This is a genomic window from Streptomyces sp. NPDC020845 (genome assembly GCF_044334165.1).
In the GTDB taxonomy this organism is placed as follows: domain Bacteria; phylum Actinomycetota; class Actinomycetes; order Streptomycetales; family Streptomycetaceae; genus Streptomyces.
Genome location: NZ_JBIRSJ010000007.1, coordinates 611,523 through 622,331, shown reverse-complemented (window position 1 = coordinate 622,331; position 10,809 = coordinate 611,523). Strand labels below are relative to the sequence as shown.

Here is a 10,809-nt window from a genome sequence, read left to right as displayed (position 1 = left end):
TGGTGTGCGCCGTGATCGCCTGGTGGCGCCGCTGGTGGGGCTGGGCGGCCCGGATCCACTACAGCGCGGTGGCGCTGGCCGCGGTGCTCTTCCTGGTGGTCGCGGGCAACTACCACCTGGTGGGCTGACGCCCGCTCGTCCTTGCGGCTACGGCCCGCCTGAGGCGCCGCGACATGCGGCGCCTCAAAGGTGTGCGCGTCAAAGAGGTGCGCGAATCGTCAACATCTCTGCGCGGACCGACAAGGCCAGGTGCGGTCGCGCTCGGCACCCTGGATGCCGAAGCCCCGAACAACCCTTGATAAAGGGGGACACATCCATGAGCATCACAGCAAAGATCGCCGCGACTCTCGCGGGAAGCATCCTGGCCCTGAGCGCGGCGGTCGTTCCCGCCGCCGCCTCGTCGTCGACGGCAGCCGCCGCGTCGGCCGGAACGGCGGCCGGTCCGGTGCAGGGCGCCTGGCTCACCGGGCTGCCCGGCACGACAGCCAAAGCGGCCGCCGACGTGCCTGCTTGCTGCTGAAGGCGCATCGGGGATCCGGTGCGCAGCGTCCTTTCGGACGCTTGGCGCGGACGGCGGTACCGGGCACGTCTGCCGGTACCGCCTATGGGCTGTCCGTGTCAGGACTGTCCGCGTCAGGGCCGGACGGGCTTGCCGCGTCCCCAGCCCCAGGCGAGCCGGTCGGCGCCGGACTGGTTGGTGGTGGCCAGCGAGGGCCGGGCGGGGTCGCCGGTCAGGGTCTGCAGGGTGTAGGTGTCGTCGGTACGCAGGCCGGGCCAGTAGACGGAGCCCATCTTGAGCTCGCGGAAGGTGTCCGTGACGGCCTGGACGTAGTTGATGAAGTTGTCGGACGGAGCCGGCTTGTTGTAGTTGAGGCCGGTGGTCATCGGGGCGCCGAACTCGTCGGCGACGGTCCGGTTGGCGCAGTCACCTATGCGCACCTTGAGGTCGGCCACCCACTCGTCGTAGGTGGCGTAGCTCTTCCAGAACCCGTAGTGGTGCAGCGACAGGTACGTGCCGTCCAGGCGCGGGTCGGCGCAGACCGAGGTGACGTGGTCGTTGTAGCCGGCGCCGCTGACGAACACCCGGTTGCGCGGGACCGAGGGGTAGGTGGACAGCCACTTCGCTGCGATGTCGGCCCACTCGGTGTCGGTGTAGCCGTGGGGCTCGTTCATCGGCTCGAAGTAGACCTGCTTGTCGTCCTTGTACGCGTCGACCACGGTGTTCCACATGGGCCAGAAGGTGGCGGGGTCGTCGATGTAGCCGTCCTTGCGCGGGCCCGTACCCTCCCAGTAAGAGAGGATGATCTTGAAGCCCTTGTCCGAGGCCGCGTCGATGACCCCGCGGTACGACTTCCAGTAGGGGCCGTTGACCGTGTACGGGTTGATGGGCAGCCGGACGGTGTTGGCGCCGAGGTTCGCGCGGAACCCCGAGATGATCCGGCTCGCCTTGGCGTACGTCTGGTCATAGCTGTCGGACGTCGACAGGCCGGACAGCACGACCGGGTCGTCGGCGAAGTTGTCGCGGGGATCGGCCCAGTTCACGCCCCGGAACTGGGTGGTGTCTCCGCTGGGCGCGGCGGAGGCGGCGGAGGCGGGGCTGCCGGCCAGGGTGGTGCCGGTGGCCGCGGCGACCAGGATCGCGACGAAGGCGGCGCGCAGCCGGGGGGTGAAGCGCGCTCTGGCGGGGCTGACGGGGCTGACGGGGGATGTGCGCATCGCTTGCTCTTTCGGGAGAGGCCGACTCAGCGCATGGCGGAGCCTGCATGTCTGAGTAGCCGTCGGGGTGTCGTATGGGCGATGTTTACGCAAACATGGGGGGCGCCCGAATCGTGACACCCGGCACAGCGGCCGTCAAGGTTTCCGGCATGTGACCGCCGTGGCCACGGGCTGCCCCGGGCGGACCCGCTGATGACGGCCACCGGTCTGCCCGAACCGGCCGGAGCGGGCGGTTTGCGTGGCCGCGGCGGTCTGAGCCCTCAGCTGGGATCGGGCTGAGCCCTTAACCGGGATCCGGTTGAGCCCTTAACCGGGATCCGGCTGAGTCGTCAACTGGGGTCCGGGTCCGTGAAGTAGGCGGCGGGCTCGTCGGAGAGCTCCCCGTTCATCCACAGGTTCATGCCGTAGACGAGCGGGCGGCCCGGGTAGAGCGTCGGAAGGTCGCTTGTGGCGGCCGCGAAGTCCTGGTCGACGTCCAGCAGCCGCAGCTCCTCACTCCTGCCCAGCAGCGGTCCCCGCAGGTCGGCGGGGACGGCGGCGTCGAAGGCCTGCCAGTCGATCCGCCCTTCGTCGTTCTCGGGATCGAAGACGTCGGGGACGTCGATGAGGGGACGCAGATCGACGTGGCCGATGAGGCGCCCGCCCTCGATCACCCACAGATCGCTCGTCTCGTGGTCATCCACGTGGTCGCTCCGGGTGCTCTCGACGCGGTCCGAATCCTCGGCGTCGAAGAACAACTCGGTGAGCAGAAGCCGGATGTGATCACGCCGGTTGTAGACGAAGAACGTCGTCCAGTCCAACTGGGTGGAGAACTGCCGCTCCAGGATGTAACAGGACGCTGCCGCGCCGTCCCCCGGCATCGAAACCCCTCCGGTAGGTGATCCTTTTCCCGGCCTAGGCTAAGCCCCATGCCAGAAGCCATTGACGCCCTCATACGGGATCTCTCGGACAACGACCACACCGTTCGCAGGGCCGCGGAGGACGGCCTGGTCGCGCTCGGAGCGCAGAGCGTCGACCGGCTCCTGCCGTATGTCCGCGACACGCGACGGGGGAGCCCGAGATTCAGCGCCGAGTCCGTCCTGAAGCGGCTGGGTGACCAGGCGCTGCCGCGCCTTCGGGAGATCCGGCGCCATGGCCCCGGGCGGCTGCGCGGCAAGGCCCTGGAGACGCTGGTCGACCTGGGCGGTACGCAGGTGCTCGACGATGCCGACCGGCGTGCCGTGGAACGCCTCGTACGGATCAAGCTCCTGGACAGACTCCCGGTGGACCTTCCCTCGGAAGCCGGCCGCTGGCTGGCCTTCCCGGCGGACCGGCTCGACGACGCCGTGGCCGCCCTCGGCCTGCACGACCTCCGGCCGGTCACCCCCGCGCTGGGTGTGGAGGCCACCACCCGGGCCGACGACGCCATGGATTTCCAGGATTCCCAGGGGGAGCGGCAGAGGGCCTACCGGGTCTTCATCACCCCGGAGTTCAAGAGCTGGTGGTTCAGGGACATGCCGATCAAGAGCTGGCGCATGGTGTGGGGCAATTCCTTCGTGGACGAATGCGACGGATTCACCCTCGCCGATACGCTCAGCGAGCGATGCGGGGAGGCCCACTTCTATGTGATCGACCCTTACCACTCCGGCTCGGTCTGGTATGTCGCGCGCGACGGTCGCAGGGTGCGCAGCTACGGCACCTATGACTACCCGGAGTTCCGGGGCAAGCCACTGCCCTTCGAAATCAGCTACATCGAAGACGCGGAACAGGGGATCGAGGACGAGAAATACGCCAAGGGCGTGCCCGAGGCGGACGTGGCGGCCGACAACCTCTCCGTCCAGCCCGGCCCCATGTCCGCGGACGACGCCCACGGCCACGGCTGGCTCGCCACCACCCACCCCGATCTGCCCAATTCCCACTTCAAGGGCGCCCTGCCCATCTGACTGAACCTCTTTCATCCTGAGTGTCAGGGGTGAAATGGCCTGGTGGGCGGAGGTCGTGTGCGCGAACCGGACATCACGCGACTACGTCGAAGCCCTGGCTCCCGGACCAGCGATGACAGGGACCACGGCTGCGGTGTCAGTCTGCTGAAGTATCCTTCCCGCCACCGCACACCGACCGGGAGGACCAAAGGAATTGACTGGCCTGTCTGCTTTCCCACTGCCCTTTCATGCTTCCCGTTCCATATCGTTCGCGACTCCCCGAACGCTGAGGGAACTTCAGATGATGCAGTGCAGCGCCCACATTCGGGCGAAGCCGGGGTGGTTCGACAAGATGAACGACGCCGACATCGTCGCCAGGTGGACGCAAGAAGCGGTCGCCCAGGGCCTCACCGAAGCACAGGTTCGTTACGTGCTTGCCGAACTCCAGCATTACGCCGCGCTGCGGGACGGACGAACCGGCGTCGAGGTGTCGGGCGTCGACGGGGTGTGGCAGTCGGACACGCTGGTCGACGACAAGCTCCGAACCCGGCTGCGCGAGGCGGTTCGGGTTCTGGAGCAGGTCCCCGAAGCAGAACAGGACTGGCATCCCGGATCCGATGGCCAGGTACTGGATCTGGTTCATCCCTCGCTGTTCTGCCTGGTGAGAGAGGTGAGCGGAGCGCCCGAGAGGGCTTGGCAGAACCCGACGGACCGCTACTCGAGGTACGAATTCTCGGAGAAATTCCAGTGGCTGCCCACGGACGTCGATGTCAGTGACGACGGCGATGTCGCCTTCCGTTCGTACGTCAACAACGTCCACCCCGAGACTCATCGCGAACTAGCCTCCGTCTTGCCGGACTTGTTCGCGCGCCTTCGCCCGCTGCTGGAGAACGTGCTCACCGATCTGCGCCATCCGCGGCCCCTGCGGATCGAGGCCGATCCTTACGGGTGGTACGACTCGAAGCCGGAGTATCCGGACAGATCCTCCTACAGTGATGATGGGGCCTATACAGAAGCCGTCCGTGCATGGGGAGAGGCCCAGGACGGGTGGTGGGAAAACCGCAGCCCGGTCCTCCCGGACGCCCCGGTCTTCACCCCGCCCGAGTTGCCCGATGAATCCGCCCGGGTCGACCTGCGCGGCCGCCGTCTCCAGGTCATCGTCAAGCTCGCCACCATTCATCTCACCCCGGACAAGCCCGAGTACCCCGGCGGTTCCTGGCATGTCGAGGGGATGTTGAACGAGCGGATCGTCTCGACCGGCATCTACTACTGGGACAGCGAGAACATCACCGAAAGCCGGCTGAGTTTCCGGGCGGCACTCGACGACCCGGACTACGAACAGAACGACGACAACGGCCTGCGTGAGGTCTACGGCCTGGAGGACGAAGACGCACTGAACCAGATGCTGGGATCGACATCGACCCCGGCGGGCCGCTGCCTGGCGTTCCCGAACATTTTGCAACACCGCGTCGGCTCATTCCGCCTCACGGACCCCACCCGCCCGGGATATCGCAAAATTCTCGCGTTCTTCCTGGTCGACCCGTCGGAAAAGATCGTCTCGACATCCGATGTGCCACCGCAACAACCATGGTCCGACACCTCGACCATGACGCTTGAACAGGCCAAGAACTACCGCGAACAACTCATGCAGGAACGCAAGTTCTTCGTCGACGAACACAACGAGCAGCTCTACGAACGAGAATTCTCCCTCTGCGAGCACTGAAGTCACACAGGGTGAAAGAGGTTCACTGACCGCACCACACAGAGGTCAACTAAGTGGTCCGTTTCCGGAAGTCCTTCGGGGGTTGATCATGCTGCCTGTGAGTCGGAGGATTCTTTCTGGTGATCGGCGGTGTGCCGGTCGAGCCTGGCCAGCAGATCGTTTAGGTCGGAGGTGGTGAACCTCCACTGGAACGGCTGTGCCGTGGCGTTGTAGCGGTCTTCGAAGGCTCGGAGCCGGTCCCCGACCTGGGCAAGGTCGGCGAAGTCGTTGGGCGTGACGACCCTGCGCTGCACGACGGAGAAGTAGATCTCGACTTGGTTCAGCCAGGAGGCGTGGACGGGGGTGTGGACCATGACCGCGTTCGGGAACGCTGCGGCGAGTCGGTCGGCGGCCTTCTTGCCGCGGTGGGAGGAGCCGTTGTCGACGATCCAGAACACGCGCTTGGCGCTGGCGTAGGGCTCTTGGCTCATGACCTGGGTGACCAGGTTCATGAACGGGTCGATGCCGGTGCGCGGTTCGGTGCGGCCGAATACCTTCGCGTGGTGGACGTCGTAGGCGGCCAGGTAGGCCAGGGCGCCGCCGCGGCCGTAGGTGTGGTTGACGCGCATGGCGCGAGCCTTGCCGGGGGCGAGAGTGGGGTGGCAGCGGCAGCGTGCCTGGATGGAGGTCTTCTCGTCCGCACTGATGACGTGCTCGTCCGCGCCGAGGGGCCAGCCCTGCCAGGTGCGGGCGTACAGGTTGAGCACCCGTTCGGCCTTGGTGCGGAAGTCGGGGTCGGTGATGAAGATCCAGGAGCGGTAATGCCAGGGCTTGAGTGCGTCCTGGGCCAGCCAGCGGCGCACGGTGGAGGCCGACACGAAGGTGGCGATGCCGCGCGCCATGGCCTCGCGGGACAGCTCCGGGGCTGACCAGCGGGATAGCGGTACCCCGGTCTCGGCGAGAAGTTGGCAGGCCAGGGCCTTGACCTGGGCGGCCTGCAGCGGACTGAAGGCGGGCGGCCGGCCGCTGCGGCTGCGGTCGGTCAAGCCCGGCAGGCCCTGCTCGGCGAAGCGGCCCCGCCAGGTGCGCACGGTGTCCACGTGCAGGCCGGTCTCGCGGGCGATGCGCGCGTTGGAGCGTCCGCACGCCGCGTGCAGGACGATCTGCGCGCGCACGCGCAGACGGTGCTCGGTCTTGTGGCCGTGGGCCATCTTCTTCAGGTGCTTGCGCTCGGCGGCGGTCGGGGCTATCCGGCGGGCTGCAGCAACTGGCATGGATCGAGGGCCCATCAGGAGAAGTGGATCACGACAGGCCGTAGCCTGCCGTGTCCGGTCCACCGCCACCCTCGGGCAGGATGACTGCCATGCCCCCACGTACAGGGCAGCCTTCGGTGTCAGTCCCGGGCGGTAGCGTGCGCGCCACACTCAACCACTCGATTCCGCACCGGGGATGACATGACCGACGCCTACTCACCCATTTCCGAACTGAACTTGCTCAAGGAGTTCTCCGACGGCCCTGGAGATGCCTACTTCTCGGACGGGTTCGAGTTCTACGAGTACGACCGGCCCGACGCCGGTCTGCTGGAGTGGCTGAGCCTGGAGAGGCGGGAAGAGGAGGCGCGAGGCTACCTCGACCGGCTCACCCCGTTCGCCCAGGCCACCGCCTCGGGTTCGTTCTACGCCCTGTGGCACTGCGACGACCGCGCCGACCTCGCCACGCTTCCCATCATCCGCTTCGGCGACGAAGGCGATCTCGATATCATCGAGGGCCTGCGGAACCTGTTCCGGCTGCTTGCGATCGACGACGAGTGGTTCACCCCTTGGGACGAGGAGCGCGAGGCGGACCCCGACGAGGAGCACTCCCCTGGGCACGAGGCGTACGTGGTCTGGCTGAAGGAGACGTTCGGCCTGACCCCTCCCACCGATGCGGAAGCCGACGAGGTCCTGGGGTCGGGCGGCAAGAAGTACGGCGCCCGGTTCGTAGACTGGCTGGAGGAGTTCGCGTCCGAGAAGAACGACTTCGACCCGTTGCGCAAGGTGCTCGGCGGCTCCTGAACGTGAATGCGTCATGCCGGTCAGCCGTCCGCGTTCGTCGGCTCCAGGGGCCGTCCGGGGTGGCGGCGGTTTCGGTGACGTAGTCCTCGAAGTGATGGCCCGGGCGGCCGAGGGCTTGAGGGACGCCGTCGGAGACCGGGGTGGCCCGGCCGTCGCGGATGGCCGTCAGGATGCCGATGCCGGTGCAGCGGCGTACGACGGTGGCCTGGACGCTGGCGGCGGTGCTGCGTTCGATGAACGCCTCCGGGGCGATGTTGACGTGGCGGACCGTGCGCCTGGTGGCTTTGCCGATGAGGTCGGCGGCCTCGCCGAAGCCGATCGCCCGCGCGCCGGTGAGCTGGTAGGTCTGGCCGCGGTGGCGGTCGTCGGTCAGCGCCGACACGGCGACCTCGGCGATGTCCTCGGCGTCGACGAACGGTGTGCGCCCGTCGCCGGTGGGCAGGGCCAGGGTTCCGTTCAGGCTTCCGGGCAGCTAGAAGCTCTTGCCGAAGTTCTGCGCGAACCAGGCCGACCTCAAGATCGCCCAGCCGGCGCCGGAGCCGCGTACGGCCTGCTCGGCGATCTTGAGGGGGTGGCCGTCGTCGGCCTCGCCGACGCCTGCGGCCGACAGCAGACCAGCCGCCGCACGTTGCGGCGACCGATGATCGTCTATGACGCGTCGGCCGCCGCAGCGCCATGACCGGGCTCCCCTGCTCCATCGCCCTCATGGTGCTCGGCGCCGTCGGCATCTTCGGCATCGTGCTGGTCGCCATGGGAAAGCAGAAGGGGGAGGCCGCCGTCAACTCCCTGGAGCTGTACCCCACCGGCCCCATCGACCGGGACGACCCGATCCTGTGGGGCCTGGTCCGCGACGAGGAACCGCTCCACCCCGGCCTGCCGCGCGTACGCCACCGCATCGTCCTTACCGCCCCCAACCAGGGGCCGGTGGTCGCGGCGGTCCTAAGTCACGTCCCGCAGATCTGGCTCGGCGAGTCCCAGCGCCCGGCGGGCCACATCGGCCGCCCCGACCTCAGGGGGCACCGGGAGCGCACGCGAGGTCGTACGCGATGACAGGCGCCGTGGCTGATCGGCCCGCCGGCATTCGACGCGGCCGCTCGCGCTGGACGCGGGGCTCGCCGCCTTGGCCGCGGACGAGAAGGGCCGCGGGGCATCCGGCCTCAGCCGGGAAAGGCGCCGGCGAACCCGGCGAGATTCCGCGGGCAGGTCCATATCTCCCGCGTCATCCGACCCTCGTACCAGGACTGCGCCCCCTCCTCGTCGGGCCAGTTCTCCTCATCGGCCAGGGCCGCCTCGTGGTCGGCGTCCCGCTCCGGATGGGCCAGCATCTCCAGGACGTACCGGAAGTTGTCCAGCTCCGCGTCGAACGGAGCATCGTCGCAAGGATGCTCCTCATGCTCACAGGATGCCTGCCCGAGAGCCCGCTCGACCGCGCCCATCGCCTCCATCACCCGGGCCTCGGCCGCCGCGTCCGGGCGGGCGTAGATCACATAGGGCCCGATCAGCACCAGCCCCAGCGTCCACAGCGCCGTCTCCGACCCGGCCCCGCCGGCTGCCACGCTCGCCTCGAGATTCCTCGCGCACGTCAACACGGTGGCTTGCGGATCGCCGAGGTAGTAGCCGTGACGCATCTCGTCCCAGTCGGCGATCAGGTCATCCCACTCGGCAGGGGTGGTCGGCCCCGGGGTGGGGGGCACCTCGTCGTCGCGCCGGTCCTCGGCTGTCTCCGCATTGGTCACGATCCGAGGATGACATGAAGGACTGACGGCGACGATGCGGGGGCCCCTCTCCGGTTGGGCATCGGACTGAGCGTGACCCTCACGGCGTTCTCGCTGTAAGGGTTGAGATGCGTCAGGCTGTTACAGCAGTCTGGTCGGTATGGGACACGACGCCGGACACCACACCGACGTACGGCTGGCGGCCGAGCACGACATCGCGGAACTCGTACGCCTGCGACAGCTGCTGTTCGAAGACCTCGGCGGTGACTTCTTCAACCCCTCCTCAGGAGACGACGACTGGCGGGACGCCCTTGCCGAGGCCCTCAAGGAACGGCTGACAGCCGACGCCGTACGGATCCTCGTCGTGGAGGCGATCAGGGCCTTGCCGCCTGCGGCATCGGCACCATCGAGCAGCGGCTGCCCAGCCCCCGCCTGCGGAACGGCCGGATCGGGCAGGTGATCGGCGTGGTCACCGATCCGGCATACCGGCGGCGCGGCCACAGCCGCGCGATCATGCGGGGCCTGCTCGACTGGTTCCGGGAACATGGGGTCGCCCGGGTGGATCTGCGCGCCTCCGCCGAGGGTGAGCCGCTTTACCGCGAGCTCGGCTTCGTCAAACTCCCTGCCCCCACGCTGTACTGGCACCCCTGACAGGCGCCGCGTACCGCGGCTCCCGGGCCAACGCCTTTTGTCGACTGGCAGCGCATCCAGACCCTCAGCATCGTCCAACGCGGCTCGTGCCGCCGCGGCAAACTCGCTCAAGCGCTCCGACAGCCGACCCACCTCGACGGCGATCGATCTCTTCCGTATCTCTTTCGCCTACGAACGCGCGCCCGGCCATCTTCGGCGCGTTCTGTGACTCACTGGCTGGGGCAAGGAAGGCGCTGTACGCATCCCGGCGCACCTGCCTGCGCCAGTGAGGGTGCTCGGCCCTGGCCTGTGCGCGTACCTGCTGACGTGTCCTTGGGCCGGTAGAAAAATGCTCCGCTGCGCGTTGGCTTCGCTGCGCTGCGCGGTGGGCTGCGCTTCGCTTCGCCTGCGCCTGTGCGCCGTCTCGCGGCATTCGGCTCGGGCGGGTGCGGGTTTCGTCTCGGACCCTCCGGGTCCAAAGCGCCGGCGAGAAGGGGGAAGGGGGGCGGCCGGCCCGGCGTCCCGATTCCTCGGCCCGGCGGGCGGCTGAGCTCAAAGCAGGCTGCGCTGCGCTCCGCCGCAGCTGCTGCCGCGCGGTGGCCGACCGGTCAGCCCAGCGGTGCGCTCGGCCGGGGCGCGGGAGCGCGACGGACAAGCGAGCACCGGCGGACGGGACCGCCCCTCCCCCACCCGCTCTTAGAAAAACGCTTGATGCAGTACTTGATATAAAGCAAGCATTTTTTTAAGAGCAGGTGGGGGGAGGGCCTGAACCGGACCGGCGCTCACCGCTTCGGGCGACCATCCGCCGTCCCCCCGCCCGCGAGCCGGTGACGACCCCTTGGGTTGGACGGCGACGATGCCCCCGGCGCCCCCTCTCCTTCCCGCTGTTGGCCGCTGTGCGCCGAAGGCGCGAGACGATGTCCGCACGCGGCAACCGGACCATGCCGCCCAGCGGAGCCGGCCTTAAGCTGAGCCACCCGCCGGGCCGAGGAATCGGGACGTTGGGCCAGCCGCCCCCCTTCCCCCTTCTCGCCGGCGCTTTGGACCCGGAGGGTCCGAGACGAAAGCCGCGCCCGCGTGAACCGAATGCC

General features: G+C 68.3%; 12 protein-coding genes. 8 read left to right on the top strand and 4 right to left on the bottom strand.

Translation table 11 applies throughout. The features are described from left to right. The first annotated feature begins 316 nt into the window (after positions 1 to 316). Positions 317 to 520 (top strand): hypothetical protein, encoded by a 204-nt coding sequence (locus tag ACH4U7_RS21265; protein WP_398529402.1) that lies wholly within the window; start codon positions 317 to 319, stop codon positions 518 to 520. A 113-nt stretch (positions 521 to 633) separates the two neighbouring features. Here the strand turns inward: ACH4U7_RS21265 and ACH4U7_RS21260 are convergent, their stop codons facing one another. Next, entirely contained in the window at positions 634 to 1,716 is a 1,083-nt protein-coding gene (locus ACH4U7_RS21260; RefSeq protein WP_398529401.1) for a glycoside hydrolase family 5 protein, read from the bottom strand. Between the two features lie 329 nt (positions 1,717 to 2,045). Then, entirely contained in the window at positions 2,046 to 2,576 is a 531-nt protein-coding gene (locus ACH4U7_RS21255; RefSeq protein ID WP_398529400.1) for a hypothetical protein, read from the bottom strand. Positions 2,577 to 2,624: 48 nt separating this feature from the next. Here ACH4U7_RS21255 and ACH4U7_RS21250 point away from each other — a divergent pair, with 48 nt between their 5' ends. Next, a complete protein-coding gene (locus ACH4U7_RS21250) occupies positions 2,625 to 3,638 on the top strand; it encodes a HEAT repeat domain-containing protein (RefSeq protein WP_398529399.1) in 1,014 nt (337 codons plus the stop codon). 193 nt (positions 3,639 to 3,831) lie between these two features. Next, positions 3,832 to 5,340, top strand: a complete 1,509-nt coding sequence (locus ACH4U7_RS21245) for a DUF4246 domain-containing protein (protein ID WP_398529398.1) — start codon at positions 3,832 to 3,834, stop codon at positions 5,338 to 5,340. A gap of 86 nt (positions 5,341 to 5,426) precedes the next feature. Here ACH4U7_RS21245 and ACH4U7_RS21240 read toward each other — a convergent pair whose 3' ends face one another. Then, on the bottom strand, positions 5,427 to 6,593 hold the full coding sequence (locus tag ACH4U7_RS21240) for an IS630 family transposase (protein WP_398529397.1): 1,167 nt from the start codon (positions 6,591 to 6,593) through the stop codon (positions 5,427 to 5,429). Between the two features lie 180 nt (positions 6,594 to 6,773). Here ACH4U7_RS21240 and ACH4U7_RS21235 point away from each other — a divergent pair, with 180 nt between their 5' ends. Genes ACH4U7_RS21235 through ACH4U7_RS21225 form a run of 3 tightly spaced genes read left to right on the top strand, consistent with a single transcriptional unit; the run spans position 6,774 to position 8,423 of the window. Next, a complete protein-coding gene (locus tag ACH4U7_RS21235) occupies positions 6,774 to 7,373 on the top strand; it encodes a hypothetical protein (RefSeq protein ID WP_398529396.1) in 600 nt (199 codons plus the stop codon). Between the two features lie 13 nt (positions 7,374 to 7,386). After that, positions 7,387 to 8,052, top strand: coding sequence for a hypothetical protein (locus tag ACH4U7_RS21230; RefSeq protein ID WP_398529395.1), 666 nt, complete (start codon positions 7,387 to 7,389; stop codon positions 8,050 to 8,052). Beyond that, positions 8,049 to 8,423 (top strand): hypothetical protein, encoded by a 375-nt coding sequence (locus ACH4U7_RS21225; RefSeq protein WP_398529394.1) that lies wholly within the window; start codon positions 8,049 to 8,051, stop codon positions 8,421 to 8,423. The genes ACH4U7_RS21230 and ACH4U7_RS21225 overlap by 4 nt, the downstream gene beginning before the upstream one ends. 107 nt (positions 8,424 to 8,530) lie before the next feature. On the opposite strand, the gene ACH4U7_RS21220 is transcribed toward ACH4U7_RS21225, so the two are convergent. Continuing rightward, on the bottom strand, positions 8,531 to 9,109 hold the full coding sequence (locus ACH4U7_RS21220; protein ID WP_398529393.1) for a hypothetical protein: 579 nt from the start codon (positions 9,107 to 9,109) through the stop codon (positions 8,531 to 8,533). Between the two features lie 139 nt (positions 9,110 to 9,248). On the opposite strand from ACH4U7_RS21220, the gene ACH4U7_RS21215 reads away from it, so the two are divergent. Together ACH4U7_RS21215 and ACH4U7_RS21210 are read left to right on the top strand one after the other, a co-directional pair. Beyond that, the gene (locus tag ACH4U7_RS21215) at positions 9,249 to 9,548 is read left to right on the top strand and encodes a hypothetical protein (protein ID WP_398529392.1); all 300 of its coding nucleotides are present in this window, start codon (positions 9,249 to 9,251) and stop codon (positions 9,546 to 9,548) included. Continuing rightward, the gene (locus tag ACH4U7_RS21210) at positions 9,545 to 9,739 is read left to right on the top strand and encodes a GNAT family N-acetyltransferase (RefSeq protein WP_398529391.1); all 195 of its coding nucleotides are present in this window, start codon (positions 9,545 to 9,547) and stop codon (positions 9,737 to 9,739) included. Before ACH4U7_RS21215 ends, ACH4U7_RS21210 begins: the two co-directional genes overlap by 4 nt. Positions 9,740 to 10,809 lie beyond the last annotated feature (1,070 nt).